The organism is Pseudomonas sp. CAM1A, assembly GCF_047501685.1.
Lineage (GTDB): Bacteria > Pseudomonadota > Gammaproteobacteria > Pseudomonadales > Pseudomonadaceae > Aquipseudomonas.
Genome location: NZ_JBFNXP010000016.1, coordinates 33,163 through 55,693 on the forward strand (window position 1 = coordinate 33,163; position 22,531 = coordinate 55,693).

A 22,531-nucleotide genomic window follows, 5' to 3' on the forward strand; every position below is an offset into this window, starting at 1 on the left:
ACTCATGGACGACAGCCAACATGGCAAGCCACCGACCTTCTGGCAGATGCTGCAGAGCATCCTTGCCGCGGCGTTTGGCGTGCAAAGCGGCAAGAACCGCGCCCGCGACTTCACCTATGGCAAGGCCAGCCATTTCATCGTGATGGGGACAGTGTTCACACTGATCTTCATCTTCGTGCTGATCGGCCTGGTGCAGCTGGCGATGCACCTGACGGCGCGCTAGTCGCGGGGCAGATCCGCCAATACTGCTTGCCAAAACGCAATCCGCCCGCGGATATCCCTTCCGCGGGCGGTTCAGGTGTTTCTCACGGTCTTGAGCAGTTATCCGCTATTGATGGCTGACCCAGTACACCGCGGTGACCACCACCAGCACGATCAGACACAGGATCGCCCAGGCATCGACACTGCTGTCAGCTTTGCGGACCTTGGTAGAGTTTCCCATTGCATTGCCTCTTGTAGTGGTTATGGGAATGCACTTCACAAGCAGCAGTTAAGTCCAGCAATGCCCTTCGCTCAAGCAGGGTCTTTCAATACTCGACGGGTGACGTGAGAAACGGGTAGCGGAAATCCGCCGGCCGCCCTTCGGCACTGAAACGGTGGAAGTCGATACCGTGGCCATCCTGCTCCAGCAGCTTGAGCCAGCGCCTGGCCTTGGCCGGGTCGATCAGTTGCAGGGCGGGCGCGCTGTGCTCACGCTGGCCGTCACGGTCCACCGCCAGCCCTTGGGCGTCGTCGTGCAACATGACCATGGCCCAACCGCCCAAGGTGAAATGCCCACCCATGAGCACGCTCAAACGCCCGTCGATTCGCGCGCGCAGGGCCTCGGGCGAGCTGTTGACCGCGCTGAACAGGGCATCGCGCCCCGGCATCTTGCCCAGCGCCTCGAACGCCTGCATGGCACCGAACGCCATCTGGTCGTTGGCCGCCCACACCAGGCGGGTGTCGGGGTAGCGCTCGAGCAGCATCTGCGCCTGCTCGAAGGCGCGCTGGCGGCTCCAGCCGCCGTACACCACCTGGCGCAGGCGCACCTGGGGGAACTCGGCCAGTGCCCGGTGCATGCCCTGCACGCGCAATTGCGAGGCCGGCGTGGTCTTGACCCCGGCGAAGGCCAGCAGGTCGACCGGCCCGGCTGCGGCGGGCAGTTGCGCCGCCAGCGCCTTGAGCATCTGGTAGCCGGCCTCCTCGTCGTTGCTGACCAACGTGCCGAGCACTTCAGGATATTTGTCCGGCTGCGCCTGAACGCTGTGTGCCTGGCTGTCGGTGAGGCCGTTGTTGACCAGGAACAGCTTGACCCCGGTCCCCCGCGACAGGCGGATGATCTCGGGGGCGATATACAGCTCGTTGACCAGCACCAGGTAGTCCGGGCGCTGCGGTCCTTGCAGCGCCTCCCGAGCCTGGTTCAGCGCAAGGTCGGCGCGACGCTCGCTGTACTGCACGCGCAAGGTCATGCCCAGGTCGCTGGCGGCGGCCTGCATGAAGCGTGAATAGTCGACCCAGAACGTTTCATCGGAGTAGCCCGGGTTGAGAAATACCACCGAAGCGGCCTGCGCGCTCGCCGCCAGTGGCAGGCTCAGGCACAGGCTCTGGCACAAGGCCTTGAGCATGCTGTTACATCCCTGCGAAGCAAACCCCGGATTATAGCCCTGCGATGTACCACAGCGGACAAATGCCAGTCAGTCTCACTTAGTCCAAATGGTTCTTTTCATATGCAAAAACATCACTTTAGCGCATAAACCCACTCTGCTATCGTTCCTCCGCTCCGCCCCGGAGTGCGCGGCCGTGCGCGCGATTAGCTGCATGCAGCCTGAGACAGGACTTATATGTACGTATACGACGAGTACGATCAGCGGATCATCGAGGACCGCGTCAAGCAGTTCCGTGATCAGACCCGCCGCTACCTGGCCGGTGAGCTGAGCGAAGAAGAATTCCGCCCTCTGCGCCTGCAGAACGGCCTGTATATCCAACGTTTCGCGCCGATGCTGCGAGTCGCCGTGCCCTATGGCCAGCTGAACGCACGTCAGACCCGCATGCTGGCGAAGATCGCCCGCGACTACGACAAGGGCTATGCGCACATCAGCACGCGCCAGAACGTGCAGTACAACTGGCCGGCGCTCGAAGACATCCCCGATATCCTCGCCGAGCTGGCCACCGTGCAGATGCACGCGATCCAGACCAGTGGCAACTGCCTGCGCAACGTCACCACCGACCAGTTCGCCGGTGTCGCCGCCGACGAGCTGGTCGACCCGCGCCCGTGGTGCGAGATCGTCCGCCAGTGGACTACCTTCCACCCGGAATTCGCCTACCTGCCACGCAAGTTCAAGATCGCCGTCAACGGTTCGAGCGACGACCGCGCCGCCATCGAGGTGCACGACATCGGTCTGGAGCCGGTGCGCAACGCCGCAGGCGAGCTTGGCTTCCGCGTATTGGTCGGCGGCGGCCTGGGCCGTACCCCGGTGATCGGCGCCTTCATCAACGAGTTCCTGCCCTGGCAGGACCTGCTCAGCTACCTGGACGCCATCCTACGCGTGTACAACCGTTACGGCCGTCGTGACAACAAGTACAAGGCGCGGATCAAGATCCTGGTCAAGGCCCTCACCCCGGAAGTGTTCGCCGAGAAGGTCGAGGCCGAGATGGTCCACCTGCGTGGCGGCAACACCACCCTGACCGAGGCTGAAGTACAGCGTGTTGCCTGCCACTTCGTCGACCCCGAGTACCTGGCCCTGGACAACACCGACTTCAGCACGCTGGACGCCGAGCACCCGGGCTTCGCTCGCTGGCGCTCGCGCAACACCCGCGCGCACAAGAAGCCGGGCTATGTTGCCGTGACCCTGTCGCTCAAGCCCACCGGCGTCGCCCCGGGCGACCTGACCGACAAGCAGCTCGACGCGGTTGCCGACCTGGCCGAGCGCTACAGCTTCGGCTACCTGCGCACCTCCCACGAGCAGAACATCATCCTCGCCGACGTCGAGCAGCGTCAGCTGCACGCGCTGTGGCTGGAGCTGCGCGAGCAAGGCTTCGCCACACCGAACATCGGCCTGCTGACCGACATCATCTGCTGCCCGGGCGGTGACTTCTGCTCGCTGGCCAACGCCAAGTCGATCCCGATCGCCGAGTCCATCCAGCGCCGTTTCGACGACCTGGACTACCTGTTCGACATCGGCGAGCTCGACCTGAATATCTCCGGCTGCATGAACGCCTGCGGCCACCACCACGTCGGCCACATCGGCATCCTTGGCGTGGACAAGAAGGGCGAGGAGTTCTACCAGGTCTCGCTGGGCGGCAATGCCGCGCGCGACGCCAGCCTGGGCAAGATCCTCGGCCCCTCCTTCGCCCAGGACGACATGGCCGACGTGATCGAGAAGCTGATCAATGTGTACGTCGAGCGGCGCACCGAAGACGAGCGCTTCATCGACACCTACCAGCGTATCGGCATCGACCCCTTCAAGGAACGCGTCTATGCAGCGAATCATTAAGAACAACCAGATCGTCGACGAAACCTGGCACCTGCTGCCCAAGGACGTCTCGATCGACGAACTGACCAACTGCGACGACTACATCGTGCCGCTGCAGCTGTGGCGCGACCATCCGAGCCTGCTCAAGGCCCGCGACGGCGGCCTGGGCATCTGGCTGGACAGCGACGAAGAAGCCGAGGAAATCGGCGAGCACGTCGAGCACTTCCAGGTGATCGCCCTGAACTTTCCGGCCTTCACCGACGGGCGCAGCTACTCCAATGCGCGCCTGCTGCGGGACCGCTACAAGTTCAAGGGCGAGCTGCGCGCCATTGGCGACGTACTGCGCGACCAGCTGTTCTACATGGCCCGCTGCGGTTTCGACGCGTTCGCCATTCGTGCCGACAAGGACCCGGAAGACGCGCTGCAGAGCCTGAAAGACTTCTCGGTGACCTACCAGGGCGCCACCGACGAGCCGCTGCCGCTGTTCCGCCGCCGCTGATCGTCGTTTGCAGTTCGCTCGGCCCGCCTTCTGGCGGGCCGATTCGTTTCTGCACCCGCAAGACGACCAGTGCGGATATGACCGAGGAAAAATCCGAACGCTTGCTCAGGTTTTCTGATGGCATGCCGATATCAGGGCATATCCTTTTCACTCCGCAAGGAAAGCGACGATGAGCCCGATCACTTCGGCACTACGCCTGACGCCGATCCAAATGCCACCTGCTCCCGCGCAGAACCTGATCGTTCGCCAGCCCGCGAGCGTCGCCAGCGCCCCAGGCGCCCAGGTCATCCTGGGCCAGGACACGCGCATTCCCGATAGCGAGACCTATACCGCAAAAGGCACGCTGGATAGCGCGCAGCCCAGCTACACCTGGGAACAGGACGGGCTGGACAAACTGAGCATGTACATGTTCAGCGCGGTCAAGTCGACCTCCACCGCCGCCCGCTTCCAGGGCCTGGGCAGTGCCCTGGTGGAGCAGCTGGCGGCCAGCGGCGGCCAGCGCGTCTCTCAGTCAGCCTTGCAGGTTATCGAGACCGACACCACCCCGCTCAGTCTGCAGCAGGCACGCCTGCGCGAGTTCGCCAGCAATACCGTGACCCTCAGCCTTACCACCGCCTCCGGCGCCACGGTGAAACTGGGCTTGTACAACGGTGAACGGGGCCTGGCGGTTGACGCAGAGGTCCAGGGCGGCGAGTTGAACGCCAACGAGCTCAAGGGCCTGGCCGCCCTGGCCGACGGTTTCCAGTCGGCGATCAATGGCCTGACCCGGCAACCGCCGAGCCTGCAACTCGGCGCGCTGGTCAAGCTCGATCCGAGCCTGTTCAGCGGTCTGCAGATGAACGCCAAACTGGACCTGCCCAGCGGTGGGCAACAAACCTTCGACCTGCGCCTGGACGGCTCCACGCGCAGCCTGAAACTCGATGGACCCAGTGGCCAGGTGCAGCTGGACCTCGATAGCCAGGGCGGCGCGCTGCTCGGCGGCAAGGCCCAGCGCCAGGCCGCCCTGAACAACTACATGACCCAGTTCGACGAGGCGCAGAAACGCGGCAAGGGCGATGCGCAACTGACCTCGCTGCTCAAGGATGCCTTCAGCCAACTGAACAGCATCGACGACAACAGCCCGCGCCCGGCGGGCCACAACGACGCGGTGAACACCTACAGCCGTGCGCTGCTCAGCGGTCTGGCCGACTTCAAGGCCTCGATCGTGCAACCGTCCAGCCGCCTGAACGCGCGACGCCTGGATGAGGAGGACCGCTTCGCCTACGAGGTATCGCAATCGACCTCGACCAGTGGCCAGGGCACCACCATTGCCCGTCAGCAACGCCAGGAGGCCAAGCTGGATGCCGCCTGGCATTCGAGCCTGGCGTCCGCGGCCAAGCTCACCGAAGCGGATCCGTTCGACGAGAAGAACTACCGTTACCACACGCTCAGCGAAACGGCGAGCAGCACCACCGAACTGTCGTTCGTCGACAATGTGCTCAAGGAAGCCAAGGCCACCCAGGAGGCCACCAGCACCAAGCGCGTGCTCACCTACGAGGGTGGCAAGCTCGAGTCCGATGTCAGCACGCCCGAGTCGGTGAGCCGCTCGCGCAACCTGCTGAACCTGCTCGACGATCTGTTCAAGACCGATGAGAAGGCCCGGCGCAACGGCAGCCAGTACGACCTCGACGCGCAACTGGCGGCCCATGCCGGGCTGTGGCAGTTGCAAACCGACCCGGCGAAGATCCACGACTGACCGAGGCGCCGCCGCGCAGACGAGCCCACCCCTGCAAGGACTGCAGAAGCGGGCTCATCTGCGCTCGGCCTTGGCGCTTAGCGTATCGGCACGTAGATATCCGTCTGCCATTGTTCCAGAGGCGTCTGCGGATAGATGCTCAGGTAATGGAAGAACAGCGGATGATCACGCAACTCCTCGCCACTGCCCGGTAGCCAATCACGGTAGATCGGGTAGATCGTCTCGCCGATATGATCCGGCGAGCCGACATGCCGCACCACCGCGCAGCGCCCTGCGGGCAGGCTCGACTCCCGCACGCCCTGGACGTTCGGCACCACGGCCTCGTGGATTTCCCCGCAGATGGCGAAGCGAAAATCTTGCGGCGCGGTGGTGTCCGGGTTGTTGTAGGGGATGCCGAAGCTGCGGCTGCTGGCCACGGGCGATTGCCCGCTGCTCATGCGCCAGTCGATGAACCGGCGCACGGTTTCGCTGACCTGATTGGCCGGGCCACGGTGCTCGAGCGCCGCAAGGCGTACAGCGGGAAAATCGACGATTCGTACCTGCATGGTGATGCTCCTGGAAAAATGAGGGATGGCAAACACCGTATTCCACACCAGCCAGTCGGGCCGGCGGCGAAACGCGCTGGGCGCATGCCCGAAGGCCCGGCGAAACGCCCGACTGAACGCTTCCGGACTTTCGAAGCCCGCCTCCACTGCCACTTCCAGCACCGGCTGCGTGGGCTGGCCGAGCAGCCGGTGGGCCGCACGGCGCAGGCGCATCAGTTGCACATAGCGGGCAACCGGTACACCCACATAGGCGCTGAACTGGCGATGGAAGTGGAACACCGAAAAGTGCGCCACCGCGCTCAGGGCCTCCACTGAGAGATCGCCTTCCAGGTTGTCCTGGATATAGGCAAGCACGGCATCGAAGCGGTTCTTGTAATGAACGTTGACGGGCAAGGTCAGTGTGCTCCTGGGAATACGGCAGGCCACAGCTTCGTCGATCCGCGCTCAGGCCTGCCTAGCCGCGTTTGCTCAATCACAGCCACCTGCAGGTTTGCCATGATGCGGGATGCATCATCTTCCTGAAACCTTTATTACCCAACCAGCAATCACAACCCATTCCCTAATTCATGACTCCAGGTCAAAGGACCTTGGCTCATCGGCGTCTTAATCAATCCCGCCGAACACCGCACACTACGCCTACCCGTTCGAACCCGTACCCACTGTCCGGGCTTCGATCCCCTCACTCGACAGGAGCATATTCATGAGCATTCCATCCTTCGGCCTGGGCACCTTCCGCCTTACCGGCCAGGCCGTCATCGATTCGGTCAAGTCGGCGCTGGAGCTGGGCTACCGCGCCATCGACACCGCGCAGATCTACAAGAACGAGGCCGAGGTCGGCCAGGCCATCGCCGAGAGCGGCGTGCCGCGCGACGAATTGTTCATCACCACCAAGATCTGGGTCGACAACTACGCCGCCGACAAACTGATCCCCAGCCTGCGCGAGAGCCTGGCCAAACTGCGCACCGAGCATGTCGACCTGCTGCTGATCCACTGGCCCGCACCCGGCAATGGCGTCGAGCTGCCCGAATACATGCAGGCCCTGGCCGAGGCCAAGCGCCAGGGCCTGACCCGCCAGATCGGCATCTCCAACTTCAACATCGAACTGACCCGCCAGGCCATCGCCGTGGTCGGCCAGGCCGAGATCGCCACCAACCAGATCGAGCTCAGCCCGTATCTGCAAAACCGCAAGCTCACCGCCTTCCTCGCGGAACAAGGCATCACCACAACCTCCTACATGACCCTGGCCTATGGCAAGGTTCTGAAAGATCCGCTGCTGGCGCAAATCGCCGCCAAGCACAAGGCCACCGTGGCCCAGGTGGCCTTGGCCTGGGCATTGCAATTGGGCTACGCGGTGATCCCTTCATCGACCAAGCGCGAGAACCTGGCCAGCAACCTGCTCGCCCAGAGCCTGCGCCTGGACGCCGACGACATGGCGCGCATCGCCACCCTGGAGCGCGACGGCCGCGAAGTCAGCCCGGACGGCCTGGCGCCGGCCTGGGACTGATATCCGCCGGGCATGGAAGCCCACTACCCCGCTCTCAACCGCCTTTTCGGAGCTCCCAATGAGCACGCTTTCCTCCAAACGGGTGCTGTTCGCCCTGGCCATCGGCGCCTTCGGCATCGGCACCACCGAGTTCACGCCCATGGGCCTGCTGCCGGTGATCGCCGACGGCGTCGGCGCCAGCATTCCCAGCGCCGGCATGCTGATCACCGCCTATGCCATCGGCGTCATGGTCGGCGCGCCGATCATGACCTTGCTGTTCAGCCGCTTCGGCAAGCGCGCCGCGCTGATGATGCTGATGGGCATCTTCACCTTGGGCAACCTGCTGTCGGCATTGTCGCCGGACTACTACACCCTGCTTATCTCGCGTTTGATCACTAGCCTCAACCATGGCGCCTTCTTCGGACTGGGCGCGGTGGTGGCCGCCAGCGTGGTGCCCCGGGACAAGCAGGCCAGCGCCGTGGCCACCATGTTCATGGGCCTGACCATCGCCAACATCGGCGGCGTGCCGGCCGCCACCTGGCTCGGCCAGCAGGTCGGCTGGCGCATGGCCTTTGCCGGCACCGCAGTGCTCGGCCTGCTGGCCATCGCCGCACTGTGGTATGCGCTGCCCAAGGGCGAGCGCGGCAACGTGCCCCATGTGCGCAAGGAGCTGGCGGTAATCGCCCGTCCCAACGTGCTGCTGGCCATGGCCACCACCGTGCTCGGCGCAGGCGCCATGTTCACCCTGTACACCTATGTCGCGCCGGTGCTCGCCGAGCTGACCGGCGCCTCCGCCAGCTTCGTCACCCTCGGCCTGGTGCTGATCGGTGTCGGCTTCACCCTGGGCAACAGCCTGGGCGGCAAGCTGGCCGACTGGTCGCTGGACGGTGCCGCAAGGATTTTCCTCGGCGCATTGGCGGCAATCATGTTGCTGATGCCGTTGGTACTGGGCAGCCATGTCGGCGCTGCGCTTGCGCTGTTGGTCTGGGGGGTGTTCACCTTCGCCGTGGTTCCGCCGCTGCAGATGCGGGTAATGATCGCCGCGGCCGAAGCGCCGGGGCTGGCGTCGTCGATCAACGTCGGTGCGTTCAACCTGGGCAATGCCGTCGGCGCGGCCTTGGGTGGCGCGGTGATCAGCCTGGACCTGGGTTACGCGGCGGTGCCGATGGCCGGTGGCCTGCTGGCTGCGGCCGGGTTGCTGCTGGTATGGCTGGGCGGGCGTGGCAAGGCCACCGACGAGGCGCTGGGCAAGCCGGCCTGAGGTAGGCGACACACACAAAAACGCCGTCATCCCGAGGGATGGCGGCGTTTTTGCGTTGCACCGCAGGCGGTCAGGCCGGCGCCGAAGTGCGGATCAGGTGATCGAAGGCTGCCAGCGACGCCTTGGCGCCCTCGCCCACTGCGATGACGATCTGCTTGTACGGCACCGTGGTCACGTCACCGGCGGCGAACACGCCCGGGATGCTGGTCTGGCCCTTGGCGTCGACGATGATCTCGCCGCGCGGCGACAGCTCGACCGTACCCTTGAGCCAGTCGGTGTTGGGCAGCAAGCCAATTTGCACAAAGATGCCTTCCAGCGCCAGGTCATGCAGCGCCTCGGTGGTGCGGTCCTTGTAGCGCAGGCCGGTGACCTTCTCGCCGTCGCCGACCACTTCGGTGGTCAGCGCGCTGGTGATCACCTTGACGTTCGGCAGGCTGTGCAGCTTGCGTTGCAGCACGGCGTCGGCACGCAGCTGGCTGTCGAACTCGATCAGGGTCACCTGGGCAACGACGCCGGCCAGGTCGATGGCCGCTTCCACACCAGAGTTGCCGCCACCGATCACCGCCACGCGCTTGCCCTTGAACAGCGGGCCATCGCAGTGCGGGCAGTAGGCCACGCCGCGAGCGCGGTATTGCTGCTCGCCCGGCACGTTCATTTCACGCCAGCGGGCGCCAGTGGCGAGGATCACGGTCTTGGCCTTGAGCGAGGCGCCGCCAGCCAGGCGTACTTCGTGCAGGCCGCCGTCGCTGGCCGGGATCAGCGCTTCGCCGCGCTGCAGGTTCATGATGTCGACGTCGTACTGCTTGACGTGCTCTTCCAGGGCCGTGGCCAGCTTCGGCCCTTCGGTTTCCTGCACCGAGATGAAGTTCTCGATGGCCAGGGTGTCGAGCACCTGGCCACCGAAACGCTCGGCAGCAACACCGGTACGGATGCCTTTGCGCGCGGCGTAGATCGCTGCGGCGGCACCGGCCGGCCCACCGCCGACCACCAGAACGTCGAAGGCGTCCTTGGCATTGATCTTCTCCGCCTGGCGGGCGCCGGCATTGGTGTCGATCTTGCCGAGAATCTCTTCCAGCCCCATGCGACCCTGGCCGAACACTTCGCCGTTCAGGTAGATGCTCGGCACGGCCATGACCTTGCGGGTTTCGACTTCATCCTGGAACAGCGCGCCGTCGATGGCGACGTGGCGCACATTGGGGTTGAGCACCGCCATCAGGTTCAGCGCCTGGACCACGTCCGGGCAGTTCTGGCACGACAGCGAGAAGTAGGTTTCGAAGGTGAACTCGCCTTCCAGCGCCTGGATCTGCTCGATCACTTCGGCACTGGCCTTGGAGGGGTGGCCGCCGACCTGCAGCAGCGCCAGCACCAGGGAGGTGAATTCGTGGCCCATGGGGATGCCGGCGAAGCGCAGGCTGATCTCGGCCCCCGGGCGGTTCAGCGAGAACGAAGGACGACGGGCGTCATTGCCATCCGCGCTGAAGGTAATGAGGTTCGACAGGCCGGCGATTTCCACCAGCAGGTCGTGCAGTTCGCGGGACTTCGCGCCGTCGTCGAGGGAGGCAACGATCTCGATCGGCTGGGTGACCCGCTCCAGGTAGGTTTTCAGTTGCGATTTAAGCGTGGCGTCCAACATACGGGCGATTCCTTTATTCAAAACTCGGATACAAAAACGCCCAGGCGAGGTCGCCCGGGCGTTTTTACGGGGCGGTAACTGCTGTCAGCTTTGGCGGCTGGCTACCGCCCGCGATTGGCGCATGATCAAAGGCTTCGCCTTAGATCTTGCCGACCAGGTCGAGCGACGGGGCGAGAGTAGCTTCGCCTTCTTTCCACTTGGCCGGGCAGACTTCGCCTGGGTGAGCGGCAACGTACTGGGCAGCTTTGACTTTACGCAGCAGCTCGGCAGCATCGCGGCCTACACCACCGTCGTTCAGTTCGACGATCTTGATCTGGCCTTCAGGGTTGATCACGAAGGTACCGCGATCGGCCAGGCCGGCTTCCTCGATCAGCACGTCGAAGTTGCGCGAGATGACGTGGGTCGGGTCACCGATCAGCGGGTACTTGATCTTGCCGATGGTGTCCGAGGTGTCGTGCCAGGCTTTGTGGGTGAAGTGGGTGTCGGTGGACACGCCGTAGATTTCCACGCCCAGTTTCTGGAACTCGGCGTAGTTGTCGGCCAGGTCGCCCAGTTCGGTCGGGCAGACGAAAGTGAAGTCGGCCGGGTAGAAGAACACGACGGACCACTTGCCTTTCAGGTCGGCTTCGCTGACCTGGACGAATTCGCCATTGTGGAAAGCGGTGGCGTTGAACGGTTTGACCTGGCTGTTGATGATAGGCATGAGAGACGCTCCTTCATGGATTGAATTTCAATGGGTTGAAATCAGTTGACGGAGAGAATCCTAACCGCTGGCCCCGATGAAGGCTCATTGGCAAAGCTCATGCTGGTGATTGGTTTTGGCTATAAGGCGGGATTATTAATAGAAGGGATTGGGCTGAGCAAAGGATTGCGCGGGCTCAAAAGCATCGCGGGGCAAGCCCACTCCCACGCCAGGAGGTATTCCGGCGTGGCAGCGGGCTTGCCCCGCGATCGGGGATAACGCCTATCAGCGGGTGACAGTGCGCATGGTCACGAACTCTTCGGCAGCGGTCGGGTGCACGCCGATGGTCTCGTCGAACTGCTGCTTGGTCGCCCCGGCCTTCAGGGCGATACCCAGCCCCTGGATGATCTCGCCGGCATCCGGGCCGACCATGTGGCAACCCAGGACCTTGTCGGTGTCGGCGTCGACCACCAGTTTCATCAGGGTCTTCTCCTGGATGTCGGTGAGGGTCAGCTTCATCGCCCGGAAGCGGCTCTCGAAGATCTGCACCTTGTGCCCGGCGGCTAGCGCCTGTTCCTCGGTCAGGCCGACGGTGCCGATCGGCGGCTGGCTGAACACCGCGGTCGGGATGTTCTGGTAATCCACAGGACGGTACTGCTCAGGCTTGAACAGACGTCGGGCCACGGCCATGCCTTCGGCCAGGGCCACCGGCGTCAGTTGCACCCGGCCGATCACATCACCGATGGCCAGGATCGAAGGCTCGGTGGTCTGGAATTGCTCATCGACTCGGATGAAACCACGCGGATCCAGCTCCACACCGGTGTTTTCCAGGCCCAGGTTATCCAGCATCGGTCGCCGCCCGGTGGCATAGAAGATGCAATCGGCCACCAGCTCGCGACCATCCTTGAGGGTGGCCTTGAGGCTGCCGTCGTCGAGTTTGTCGATACGCTGGATATCGGCGTTGAACTGAAGGTCCATGCCGCGCTTTTCCAGTTCTTCCTTCAGGTGCGTGCGCACCGAACCGTCGAAGCCGCGCAGGAACAGGTCGCCGCGATACAGCAGCGTGGTAGCGGCGCCCAGGCCCTGGAAGATGCCGGCGAACTCCACGGCGATATAACCGCCACCCACTACCAGCACGCGACGTGGCAATGCCTTGAGGTAGAAGGCTTCGTTGGAGGTGATCGCCAGCTCCTTGCCGGGGATGTCGGGCACCTGTGGCCAGCCACCGGTGGCGATCAGAATGGTGGCCGCGGTGTAGCGCTGGCCCTCGACCTCCACTTCATTGGCGCCGGTGATCCGGGCATGCCCCTGCAGCAGGGTAACTCCACTGTTGACCAGCAAGTTGCGATAGATGCCATTGAGACGCTCGATCTCGCGGTTCTTGTTGGCGATCAGCGTACCCCAGTCGAAATGACCCTCCTCGAGGGTCCAACCGAAGCCGGCGGCCTGCTCCAGCTCGTCGGCGACATGGGCGCCGTACACCAGCAGTTTCTTCGGCACGCAGCCGACGTTGACGCAGGTGCCCCCCAGGTAACGGCTCTCGGCCACCGCCACCTTGGCACCGAAGCCTGCGGCGAATCGCGCCGCGCGCACACCGCCGGAACCGGCGCCAATCACGAACAGATCAAAATCGTAGGCCATGCATTCACTCTCCTAGGCAGGCGCCCAGCATAGCGCCGTTGGCCGCCGCAAACAAAAAAGCCACCCGAAGGTGGCTTTCCAGACAACACCGAGGACTCAATAAGCCTTGCCGGTCTTGTAGAAGTTCTCGAAGCAGAAGTTGGTCGCTTCGATGTAGCCTTCGGCGCCACCGCAGTCGAAACGCTTGCCCTTGAACTTGTAAGCGATGACGCAGCCGTCCTGGGCCTGCTTCATCAGAGCGTCGGTGATCTGGATTTCACCGCCCTTGCCCGGTTCGGTTTCTTCGATCAGCTTGAAAATGTCCGGGGTCATGATGTAGCGACCGATGATCGCCAGGTTCGACGGTGCATCTTCCGGCTTTGGCTTCTCGACCATGTTGCGCACACGGTACAGGTCGTCACCAATCAGGTCACCGGCGATCACGCCGTACTTGCTGGTTTCCTGTGGGTCGACTTCCATGATCGCCACGATGGTGCAGCGGTACTGCTTGTACAGCTTGACCATCTGCTTGAGTACGCCGTCACCTTCGAGGTTGACGCACAGGTCGTCGGCCAGCACCACGGCGAACGGCTCGTCGCCGATCAGCGGGCGGCCAGTCAGGATCGCGTGGCCCAGGCCTTTCATTTCGGTCTGACGGGTATAGGAGAACGAGCACTCGTCGAGCAGACGGCGGATACCGACCAGGTACTTCTCCTTGTCGGTGCCCTTGATCTGGTTTTCCAGCTCGTAGCTGATGTCGAAGTGGTCTTCCAGGGCGCGCTTGCCACGGCCGGTGACGATGGAGATCTCGTTGAGGCCGGCGTCCAGCGCTTCTTCAACGCCATACTGGATCAGTGGCTTGTTGACCACCGGCAGCATTTCCTTGGGCATGGCTTTGGTAGCGGGCAGGAAGCGGGTGCCGTAACCGGCTGCCGGGAACAAGCATTTCTTGATCATATACGTCCTTAACAAGGGCTTTGCGTACGAAATTCGGCGCAGTCTAATCAGGCGGCGGTCACCTTACAATGCCCCCCGCGCTGGCCGATGCCATCATAGAGATATTCCAGTGTAGATAGTTCCTGAAGGCCGTGAATTTTAAGCGCCTGACGGCGTCATGGCGAGACGGGCCCGCCCCCACGATCGTCCCTTGCTGGGCGTGGGAGCGGGCTTGCCCCGCGAGGGTTTCAGCTCAACCGCCGATCCCCTGCCCGATCAACACGCCATCGACTTTCTGCCCATACAGATTGACCCCGTCATTGGCATGGAACTTCAGCCGGGTCTTCTCGATCGAGCCCTCGACCAGGCGCGGATCCTGCGGCCGCTCATGGCGATTGATCCAGGCTGCCACGTCCCAGGCCTGCTGGTCGCTCAGGCTGCCGGGCTTGCCCAATGGCATGTTGTACTTGATGAACGACGCTGCGGTATTGATCCGGTGCATGCCGGCCCCCCAGTTATAGGAGTCCTTGCCCCACAGCGGCGGCATCACGTACTCCCCGGCCACCTTCTGCCCTTCGCCGTTGCCGCCGTGGCAGATCGCGCATTGTTTGTCATACACCTGCTTGCCGCGCTTGAAGTCGTAGCCATCCTTGGGCTTCGGCACTTCCGGATAGCCGCGACCGGCGATCTCCACCCCCGTCGGCGCCTGGGTCGACAACCAGTAGGCATACACACTCAGCGCGGTCATCTGCGGGCTGTCGGCCGCCGGCGGCTTGCCGTTCATGCTGAAGCTGAAACAGCCCTGGATGCGTTCGGCGAAGGTGTTGACCTTGTCGTTTTTCTTGCGATACGCCGGGTACATCGGATAAGCACCCCAAAGCGGTGCGGAATGGAACAGGCGGCCCTGGTCGAGGTGGCAGTTGCTGCAGTTCAGGCCATTGCCGACGGCTTCGGGCATCAGCCTGCGGGTATCGACGAACAGCGCATGCCCTTCACGGACCATCTTGCCAAAGGCGTTGTCCGGGATGGTGCTTTCCGCAGGCGGCACGAATTGCGGGGCCGCCTGCACGCCCGGCACCTTGAGCTGGGACTGGTCTTCCATTGCGATAGGGGTGGCCTGGGCAGCGCCCATGGCCAGCAGCAACAGGCTTGGCATAAGGGTCTTCATGGCTTGACCTCCTGGCTTGCCGGCTGTGCGAAGTAGTCGGCAACCGCCTTGACCTCGGCCTCGGTCATCGCTTTGGCGACATCCACCATCAGCTGGTTGGGGTCGTTGCTGCGGCTGCCATCGCGCCAGGCGTTGAGTTGTGCCACCAGGTAGCCGGCCGGCTGCCCGGCCAACGGCGGGAAGTGCTCGCCGACACCGCTGCCGCCCGGGCCATGGCACTGCACGCAACCAGGAATCTTGCGGCTCCAGTCGCCATAGATGGCCAGGCGGGCCACCGGATCGGTGGCGATCTGCTGACGCCGCGTGTCAGGTGCGGTATCGGCCGGCAGCTTGGCCAGGTAGGCGCTGACCGCTTCGATTTCCGCATCGTCCAGGGCCTTGGCCAGGGGCTCCATCACCGCCTGCTTGCGGCTGCCACTGCGAAAGTCCTGCAATTGCTTGCTCAGATAACCGGCAGGCAAGCCGGCCAGGCGGGGAAAGCCGGCGGCGGCGATACCTTTGCCGTCCGCGCCATGGCAGCCGAGGCAAGCCATGGCGGCGGGATTCTGCCCGCCCTGGTTGAAGATTTTCTGGCCATCGGCAGCGTGCGCCGAGGGCCAGGCCAAGATCAGCAGGCTGCCGATCACGACATGGCTCAGGGGTTTCATCACGGAGGCTCCATTTCCTTGTTATAAGCTTAGGCTCAAACGATATAAGCCCAGAAATACTAGGCCTATTCCCCGGCCTGCGACAACGTGCCGCCGGGAAGGAAAATGGCAATACGCCAGCTAATTGCCGATTAACTGAGCTGGATCAAGAACCGGAGATGCATTGGGTCGCGGCAGTGCGCACGTCGCCCAGACGCAGCGGGAAGTTGTTCAACCGCTCGTAGACTTTGATCGCGCTGCCGCTGCCGCGCTTGTCGATGTCGAGCAGCGCCGCTGGGCCCGCGCCAGACGTCAGCTTCTGCGGCACGGTCAGGCGCAGGTTTTCACCACGCACCTCCTCTTGCAAAGGATCGCGTGTCTCAGCCAGCTTGCGCTTCACGCAGTCGGCGTATTCACGTGGCGTCTTGCCAGAGATCACGTCCAAGGTGGCATGGGACTGCTCGAGTTCCGCCACGCTGACACAGCCCCCCAATGCCAGCACCGCTGCCGCTACTACCCATTTCATGCACACACTCTCCAACTTCAAAGTCATCCTCTGACCACGTCCAGGCGTTTTTGCTCCCACGTCTGGCGGAAATATCCTTGGCTTGGTCAGCCCGGGCGCAAGTGTAACCTCACATCGTGATATCTTTCGCGTTTGCAGAAACAATCCTTGCGGAGCGCCCCATGAAATTCGTACACCAGCGCGAACACCTGAACGAGGACGATATCGTCGTCATCGAGTGTTCCCAGCGCTGCAATATCCGCCTGATGAACGACGCCAACTTCCGCAGCTTCAAGAATGGCGGCCGACATACCTACCACGGCGGCCACTTCGAGAAATTCCCGGCGAAGATCACCGTGCCCAGCACCGGTTTCTGGAACATCACCATCGACACCGTGACCACCCGCCCGATCTCCGTGACGCGCAAGCCAACCCTGACCCACAAGATCAAGATCATTCGCCGCTCGTCGTCGAAACTCGGATGAGGCCAGCATGACCCAGACCATCAAGTACGTGATCAAGTACAAGCTCGACGGCGAACGCCGCTGGGATTTCGCCCTGATGCCCGACGCCTCCCTGGAACAGGCGCAAGAAGCCCTGCGCAAGATCCATGGCGACGACGCCGACAAGATCAGCGACATCCAGGTCAGCAAGGCCCTGTAGCATCGCTGGCACCGCACTCAAGGAGTCGCCCATGTGCACCTGGCAAGACCGTCGCATCCTCGACCTGCTTGGCATCGAGCTGCCCATCCTCCAGGCCCCCATGGCCGGCGCCACCGGCTCAGCCATGGCCATTGCCGTCGGTAATGCCGGCGGCCTGGGCGCCCTGCCCTGCGCCATGCTCTCCAGCGAGCAGTTGCGTGGCGAAATCCAAGCCTTCCGCGCCGCCTGCCAGGGCCCGCTCAACCTGAACTTCTTCTGCCACCAACCGCCAGCGCCAGACCCTGTGCAGGACGCTCGCTGGAAACAGGCGCTCAAGCCCTTCTACGAGGAAGTCGGCGCGGACTTCGAGGCGCCGACGCCGGTGTCCAATCGCGCGCCCTTTGACGAACAAAGCTGCAAGCTGGTGGAGGAACTGCGCCCGGAAGTGGTCAGCTTCCACTTCGGCCTGCCAGCGCCGGCGCTGCTGCAGCGGGTCAAGGCGGCAGGCGCCAAAGTGCTGTCCAGCGCCACCACGGTGGAGGAAGCGATCTGGCTGGAACAGCACGGCTGCGACGCGATCATCGCCATGGGCTATGAAGCCGGCGGCCATCGCGGCATGTTCCTCAGCAACGACATTACCAGCCAGATCGGTACCTTCGCCCTGATACCACAAATCGTCGATGCGGTGAGCCTGCCGGTGATCGCGGCAGGCGGCGTGGCCGATCACCGCGGCCTGCTCGCCGCCCTGGCCTTGGGCGCCTCGGCCGTGCAGATCGGCACCGCCTACCTGTTCTGTCCCGAGGCCAAGGTGTCCCCGGCCCATCGCCGCGCCCTGGAAAGCGCCTCCGCCAGCGATACCGCGCTGACCAACCTGTTCACCGGCCGCCCGGCCCGCGGCATCAACAACCGCCTCATGCGCGAGCTAGGCCCGATGAGCGCCCTCGCCCCGCGTTTCCCGTTGGCCGGCGGCGCGCTGATGCCGCTGCGCGCGATCACCGACCCGCAAGGCAACAGTGATTTCAGCAACCTGTGGTCCGGGCAGGCGTTGCGCCTGGGAAGGCACATGGGTGCAGAGGAACTGACCCGCGAAATTGCAGGCGAGGCCCTGAAGCGGATTGTCCGGTAAACGCGACACGTTCATGGAGAGCCCCTTGCCGCAATAACTTGGCGTGCGGCGGTATACTCGCCAGCTTTCGAAACTCGCCCGGAAAACCGTCATGCAGCAAGTCCTGCTCATCGTCGATGTGCAATCCACCTTCAGCCCTTCCGAGAAACTGGTGGACGGCATCCGCGTGTTGTCCGCGCACATCCCCACGATCGCTTCGGTCGAACTGCACGACGAGCAGGTCACGCCGTTCCAGCGCCAGCTCGGTTGGCACCCGGCCAGCGAGGACGTGGCCCTGGTCGAGGCGGACAAGGTATTCGTCAAGCATGGCTACGGCCAGACCGCCGAGACGCTCGACTACATCAAAAGCCTCGGCGTCGAGCGCGTGCTGGTCTGCGGGCTGCAGACCGAGACCTGCGTGCTGGCCGCAGGCTTCGCCCTGTTCGATGCAGGGCTTACCCCGACACTGGTCACCGACCTGACCCTGGGTTCCTCGCTGGACCGCTCCGGGCAGTTGGGCATCGACCTGTGGAAACACCATTTCGGTCATGTCACCACTGCCGCCGACGTGCTGGCTGCGCTGCACGATCAGCGCGATGTTACGCGCCCCAGAAACAACTAGCCCGGCCTGAGCTTCGCCCGTTATCCGCCCGGCCAGCTCGGGCCTGGCATCGTCACAGCTGGAGGCCAACGCTCAGTGCGTCGGCGCCTTGCGCCAGGCGCAGCACACGGTCGCCAGCACGATCAATGCCGCCCCCGCAGCCATGCGTGGTGATGGCTGCTCAGCGAACAACCACCACGCACCGGCGATGGCATACACCGGCTCCAGGGCCAGGATCATGCCCGCCGTGCGTGCCTCCAGGCCCTCGAGGCTCTTGACGAACAGGAACTGCGCAAGCCCGGTGCAGAACACGCCCAGCAAGGCGAGGTTGACCCAGTCGGCGCCATCCAGGCGGGCTCCTTCCAGGTGGTTGAACGCAAACGGCGCCACCAGCAGTGCCACCACCAGGTTCTGCCAGAAAGCCACCTGCATCGCGTTCATGCCGGCCGGGCGACGGCGGTTGGCCACCGCCAGCAAGGCAAACGACAGCCCCGAGGCCAGGCCCCACAGCAAACCCTGGGTGCCACTGTCGAGCAGGTCGAACGACGGCACCACCAGCACCAGTCCGGCCGTGACCATCAGCAGCAACAGCATCTCGACGGCACCGATGCGTTCACGGAACACCAGCACATCGATCAGTGCGATAAAGGCCGGGAAACTGGCGAAGCCCAGGGTGGCCACCGCCACACCTCCGACCTTGACGGCCACGAAGAAGGTCAGCCAGTGCGCCGCCAGCAGTGCGCCGGTCAGCGCCAGCACCGGCAGGTTGCGCCGCTTCAGCGCATCGAGCAGGCGGGTGCCCTTGAGCCCGGCGACGAAGCCCAGGGCGATGAAGGCGAAGGTGGCGCGGCCAACGGTGATCAGGCTGGCATCGGCCTGGATCAGCGCGCCGAGGATGCCGGTCAGGCCGAACAGGATCGCCGCGAGATGGGCGACAAGCAATGCATTGCGATGGCCGCCCGATGTATCGGCGGCGGAAACGGAAGTAGCGATCATGGCAGTCAAGTCTCACAAGCGCGCACGTCGCTGCCGTGGCCGGCCGCGTGTGCGCCATGGGTTTCTGGGGCTGTAGTTGTGGGGCGCCGCAGCGTTGGAATTGTGAGGCGAGGCTGCTTACTCGAATCTGTTGCGCCAGCCAGCCCTTGGCGCGGGGTTGACTGATGGATCAATTATTCAGATCCAAGGGCCAAGCAAGCAGATCGGCGCAGACAGGTGCTTGTCTGATTGCGACGCATCATGCGACGGGAAACGACAAAGACCATGCGCGCCTACAGAGCACTCCGTTGCAAATGAAAAGGGCCGCTTTACGCGGCCCTTGGCATTCAAGACGTGATCAGCTGTTCAACCCGGCCGCCCTCGCCCGTGCGGCGTGCAGCTTCTTGTAGCTCTCGACCAGGCGCAGGTGGCGGTCGAGCCCCTCGAGCTTCAGGCTGGTGGGGGTCAAACCATGGAAACGCACGCTGCCGTCCACCGAGCCCAGCACCGCGTCCATCCGCTCGTTGCCGAACATGCGGCGGAAGTTGGTTTCGTAGTCGGCCATTTCCAGCTCATCGTCCAGCACCACCTCCAGCACCACGTTCAACGCCTGATAGAACAGCCCGCGCTCGACGGTGTTGTCATTGAACTGCAGGAACATCTCGACCAGTTCCTTGGCGTCCTCGAAGCGCTGCAGCACCAGGTGAATCAACAGCTTCAGCTCGAGGATGGTCAACTGGCCCCACACCGTGTTGTCGTCGAACTCGACGCCGATCAGCGTGGTGATGGTGGTGTAGTCGTCCACCTCGGCATTGTCCAGACGCTTGAGCAGCAGCTTCAGCGAGCGGTTGTCCAGCTTGTGCAGGTTGAGGATGTCGGCACGGAAGCCCAGCGCCCGGTTGGTGTTGTCCCAGATCAGGTCCTCGACCGGGTAGATCTCCGAATAACCCGGCACCAGGATGCGGCAGGCGGTGGCGCCGAGATCGTCGTACACGGCCATGTACACCTCCTTGCCCAGGTCCTCGAGGATGCCGAACAGGGTCTGTGCCTCCTGCTGGTTGGAGTCCTCGCCGTGGCCCGAGAAGTCCCACTCGACGAACTCGAAGTCGGCCTTGGCGCTGAAGAAGCGCCACGACACCACGCCGCTGGAGTCGATGAAGTGCTCGACGAAGTTGTTCGGCTCGGTCAACGCGAGGCTGTCGAAAGTCGGCTGCGGCAGGTCGTTCAGACCCTCGAAGCTGCGGCCCTGAAGCAGTTCGGTGAGGCTGCGCTCCAGCGCCACCTCGAAGCTCGGGTGGGCGCCGAACGAAGCGAACACGCCGCCGGTGCGCGGGTTCATCAGGGTCACGCACATCACCGGGAACTCACCACCCAGCGAAGCGTCCTTGACCAGCACCGGGAAGCCCTGCTCCTCCAGCCCCTGGATACCGGCGACGATGCCCGGGTATTTGGCCAGCACCTCTTGCGGTACATCCGGCAGGCACAGCTCGCCTTCGAGGATCTCGCGCTTGACCGCCCGCTCGAAGATCTCCGACAGGCACTGCACCTGCGCTTCAGCCAGGGTGTTGCCGGCGCTCATGCCGTTGCTCAGGTACAGGTTCTCGATCAGGTTGGACGGGAAGTACACCGTCTCACCATCCGACTGGCGCACGAACGGCAGCGAGCAGATGCCGCGCTCCTTGTTGCCCGAGTTGGTGTCGTACAGGTGCGAACCGCGCAGCTCGCCGTCGGGGTTGAAGACTTCGAGGCAGTACTCATCGAGGATCTCGGCCGGCAGCGCGTCCTTGGGCCCAGGCTTGAACCACTGCTCGTTGGGATAGTGCACGAACGCGGCGTTGGCGATGTCCTCGCCCCAGAACTGGTCGTTGTAGAAGAAGTTGCAGTTCAAGCGTTCGATGAACTCACCCAGCGCCGAGGCCAGCGCCGCTTCCTTGGTCGCGCCCTTGCCGTTGGTGAAGCACATCGGCGACTGCGCGTCGCGCACGTGCAGCGACCAGACGTTGGGCACGATGTTGCGCCACGAGGCGATCTCGATCTTCATCCCCAACTCCGCCAGCAGGGCAGACATGTTGGCGATGGTCTGCTCCAGCGGCAGGTCCTTGCCGGGGATGTAGGTGGTGGTGTCCGACACCGGCATCAGCAATGCCTGGGCATCGGCGTCGAGGTTGTCGACCTCCTCGATGATGAACTCGGGGCCGGTCTGCACCACTTTCTTCACGGTGCAGCGGTCGATGGAACGCAGGATGCCCTGGCGGTCCTTCTCGGAGATGTCCTCGGGCAGCTCGACCTGGATCTTGAAGATCTGGTTGTAGCGGTTCTCGGGGTCGACGATGTTGTTCTGCGAAAGGCGAATATTCTCGGTCGGAATGTCGCGGGTCTGGCAGTACAGCTTGACGAAGTACGCCGCGCACAAGGCCGACGAGGCCAGGAAGTAGTCGAACGGCCCCGGGGCCGAGCCATCGCCCTTGTAGCGGATCGGCTGGTCGGCGATCACCGTGAAGTCGTCGAACTTGGCTTCGAGACGGAGGTTGTCGAGAAAATTGACCTTGATTTCCATGCGAGGGGGTACCAGGAAGCGGGGCGGAAAATGGCGGGTATTATCCGGGATTCGCCGGCGAATGTCTTGGCATACCGCCGGACGAGCCGCAACGGGTCGCGCGGGCCTCTTTCATGGTTTCGCCAGCCCCTACTCCGCCCGAAAGCTCCACACGATCTCGACCACCCGCGAAGCCAGTACCAGGTAAAGCAAACACAGGATCACCTGCAGCGCCGTGTGGTAAGGCAGCTTGGCCAGCCGGTGCAAGGTATCGCTGACGTTCAGCAGCAACAGCAGCGCCGATACCAGGATCAGCCCCCAGCCGGTAAAACTCGACACCCACAAGCCCAGCAGGATCTGCTGGTCACCGTGGATCGCCTCGGTGCCTGCGGCGAACAGCAGCGCACACACCAGCAGGTTCTTCAAGTTGTCGAACACCTTGGCACTGAGGTCGGCGTCGAGCAGTGCCAGGTATTTTTGCCAGAGTCTGCGCATGGGCCTCTCCCACGGATACAGGTGATGTACGC

General features: G+C 63.6%; 22 protein-coding genes. 10 read left to right on the forward strand and 12 right to left on the reverse strand.

Going from position 1 to position 22,531, the window contains the following annotated elements; genetic code table 11:
- The first annotated feature begins 4 nt into the window (after positions 1-4).
- Positions 5-223, forward strand: coding sequence for a DUF2970 domain-containing protein (locus tag ABZO33_RS24925; RefSeq protein WP_094011402.1), 219 nt, complete (start codon positions 5-7; stop codon positions 221-223).
- Positions 224-527: 304 nt separating this feature from the next.
- Here ABZO33_RS24925 and ABZO33_RS24930 read toward each other — a convergent pair whose 3' ends face one another.
- Positions 528-1,604: an ABC transporter substrate-binding protein gene (locus ABZO33_RS24930; RefSeq protein WP_414538220.1), complete on the reverse strand. Its 1,077-nt coding sequence runs from the start codon at positions 1,602-1,604 to the stop codon at positions 528-530.
- 216 nt (positions 1,605-1,820) lie between these two features.
- On the opposite strand from ABZO33_RS24930, the gene ABZO33_RS24935 reads away from it, so the two are divergent.
- From ABZO33_RS24935 to ABZO33_RS24945, 3 genes are all read left to right on the forward strand, one after another.
- The gene (locus tag ABZO33_RS24935; RefSeq protein ID WP_414538221.1) at positions 1,821-3,473 is read left to right on the forward strand and encodes a nitrite/sulfite reductase; all 1,653 of its coding nucleotides are present in this window, start codon (positions 1,821-1,823) and stop codon (positions 3,471-3,473) included.
- The gene (locus ABZO33_RS24940) at positions 3,457-3,951 is read left to right on the forward strand and encodes a DUF934 domain-containing protein (RefSeq protein WP_023629994.1); all 495 of its coding nucleotides are present in this window, start codon (positions 3,457-3,459) and stop codon (positions 3,949-3,951) included. The genes ABZO33_RS24935 and ABZO33_RS24940 overlap by 17 nt, the downstream gene beginning before the upstream one ends.
- A 169-nt stretch (positions 3,952-4,120) precedes the next feature.
- A complete protein-coding gene (locus tag ABZO33_RS24945; protein WP_414538222.1) occupies positions 4,121-5,686 on the forward strand; it encodes a hypothetical protein in 1,566 nt (521 codons plus the stop codon).
- A 77-nt stretch (positions 5,687-5,763) separates the two neighbouring features.
- On the opposite strand, the gene ABZO33_RS24950 is transcribed toward ABZO33_RS24945, so the two are convergent.
- Positions 5,764-6,624, reverse strand: a complete 861-nt coding sequence (locus ABZO33_RS24950; protein WP_414538223.1) for an AraC family transcriptional regulator — start codon at positions 6,622-6,624, stop codon at positions 5,764-5,766.
- A gap of 307 nt (positions 6,625-6,931) precedes the next feature.
- On the opposite strand from ABZO33_RS24950, the gene dkgB reads away from it, so the two are divergent.
- Complete coding sequence (gene dkgB, locus ABZO33_RS24955; RefSeq protein ID WP_414538224.1) at positions 6,932-7,735, forward strand: 2,5-didehydrogluconate reductase DkgB; 804 nt, start codon at positions 6,932-6,934, stop codon at positions 7,733-7,735.
- 58 nt (positions 7,736-7,793) lie between these two features.
- A complete protein-coding gene (locus ABZO33_RS24960; protein ID WP_414538225.1) occupies positions 7,794-8,975 on the forward strand; it encodes an MFS transporter in 1,182 nt (393 codons plus the stop codon).
- A gap of 70 nt (positions 8,976-9,045) precedes the next feature.
- On the opposite strand, the gene ahpF is transcribed toward ABZO33_RS24960, so the two are convergent.
- From ahpF to ABZO33_RS24995, 7 genes are all read right to left on the reverse strand, one after another.
- Complete coding sequence (ahpF, locus tag ABZO33_RS24965) at positions 9,046-10,608, reverse strand: alkyl hydroperoxide reductase subunit F (RefSeq protein WP_414538226.1); 1,563 nt, start codon at positions 10,606-10,608, stop codon at positions 9,046-9,048.
- A 139-nt stretch (positions 10,609-10,747) separates the two neighbouring features.
- A complete protein-coding gene (gene ahpC, locus ABZO33_RS24970) occupies positions 10,748-11,311 on the reverse strand; it encodes an alkyl hydroperoxide reductase subunit C (protein ID WP_414538227.1) in 564 nt (187 codons plus the stop codon).
- Positions 11,312-11,575: 264 nt separating this feature from the next.
- Positions 11,576-12,931, reverse strand: a complete 1,356-nt coding sequence (gorA, locus tag ABZO33_RS24975; RefSeq protein WP_414538228.1) for a glutathione-disulfide reductase — start codon at positions 12,929-12,931, stop codon at positions 11,576-11,578.
- 96 nt (positions 12,932-13,027) lie between these two features.
- Complete coding sequence (gene galU / locus ABZO33_RS24980) at positions 13,028-13,867, reverse strand: UTP--glucose-1-phosphate uridylyltransferase GalU (protein ID WP_010223914.1); 840 nt, start codon at positions 13,865-13,867, stop codon at positions 13,028-13,030.
- Positions 13,868-14,099: 232 nt separating this feature from the next.
- Positions 14,100-15,014 (reverse strand): c-type cytochrome, encoded by a 915-nt coding sequence (locus tag ABZO33_RS24985; RefSeq protein ID WP_414538229.1) that lies wholly within the window; start codon positions 15,012-15,014, stop codon positions 14,100-14,102.
- On the reverse strand, positions 15,011-15,661 hold the full coding sequence (locus tag ABZO33_RS24990; RefSeq protein ID WP_414538230.1) for a c-type cytochrome: 651 nt from the start codon (positions 15,659-15,661) through the stop codon (positions 15,011-15,013). Before ABZO33_RS24990 ends, ABZO33_RS24985 begins: the two co-directional genes overlap by 4 nt.
- A 145-nt stretch (positions 15,662-15,806) precedes the next feature.
- The gene (locus ABZO33_RS24995) at positions 15,807-16,166 is read right to left on the reverse strand and encodes a hypothetical protein (protein WP_414538231.1); all 360 of its coding nucleotides are present in this window, start codon (positions 16,164-16,166) and stop codon (positions 15,807-15,809) included.
- Between the two features lie 161 nt (positions 16,167-16,327).
- On the opposite strand from ABZO33_RS24995, the gene ABZO33_RS25000 reads away from it, so the two are divergent.
- From ABZO33_RS25000 to ABZO33_RS25015, 4 genes are all read left to right on the forward strand, one after another.
- Positions 16,328-16,630: a DUF1883 domain-containing protein gene (locus ABZO33_RS25000; RefSeq protein ID WP_046855131.1), complete on the forward strand. Its 303-nt coding sequence runs from the start codon at positions 16,328-16,330 to the stop codon at positions 16,628-16,630.
- A gap of 7 nt (positions 16,631-16,637) precedes the next feature.
- Entirely contained in the window at positions 16,638-16,808 is a 171-nt protein-coding gene (locus ABZO33_RS25005; RefSeq protein WP_094011390.1) for a hypothetical protein, read from the forward strand.
- Between the two features lie 31 nt (positions 16,809-16,839).
- On the forward strand, positions 16,840-17,913 hold the full coding sequence (locus ABZO33_RS25010; RefSeq protein ID WP_414538232.1) for an NAD(P)H-dependent flavin oxidoreductase: 1,074 nt from the start codon (positions 16,840-16,842) through the stop codon (positions 17,911-17,913).
- Positions 17,914-18,004: 91 nt separating this feature from the next.
- Positions 18,005-18,514 carry a cysteine hydrolase family protein gene (locus ABZO33_RS25015; protein ID WP_414538233.1) on the forward strand — a complete coding sequence of 170 codons (510 nt, stop codon included), beginning with the start codon at positions 18,005-18,007 and terminating at the stop codon, positions 18,512-18,514.
- Between the two features lie 72 nt (positions 18,515-18,586).
- Here ABZO33_RS25015 and ABZO33_RS25020 read toward each other — a convergent pair whose 3' ends face one another.
- From ABZO33_RS25020 to ABZO33_RS25030, 3 genes are all read right to left on the reverse strand, one after another.
- Positions 18,587-19,489 carry a DMT family transporter gene (locus ABZO33_RS25020; protein WP_414538234.1) on the reverse strand — a complete coding sequence of 301 codons (903 nt, stop codon included), beginning with the start codon at positions 19,487-19,489 and terminating at the stop codon, positions 18,587-18,589.
- 337 nt (positions 19,490-19,826) lie between these two features.
- A complete protein-coding gene (locus ABZO33_RS25025; protein WP_414538235.1) occupies positions 19,827-22,025 on the reverse strand; it encodes an OsmC domain/YcaO domain-containing protein in 2,199 nt (732 codons plus the stop codon).
- Between the two features lie 129 nt (positions 22,026-22,154).
- Complete coding sequence (locus ABZO33_RS25030) at positions 22,155-22,499, reverse strand: hypothetical protein (RefSeq protein WP_023630028.1); 345 nt, start codon at positions 22,497-22,499, stop codon at positions 22,155-22,157.
- Between the last annotated feature and the right edge of the window lie 32 nt (positions 22,500-22,531).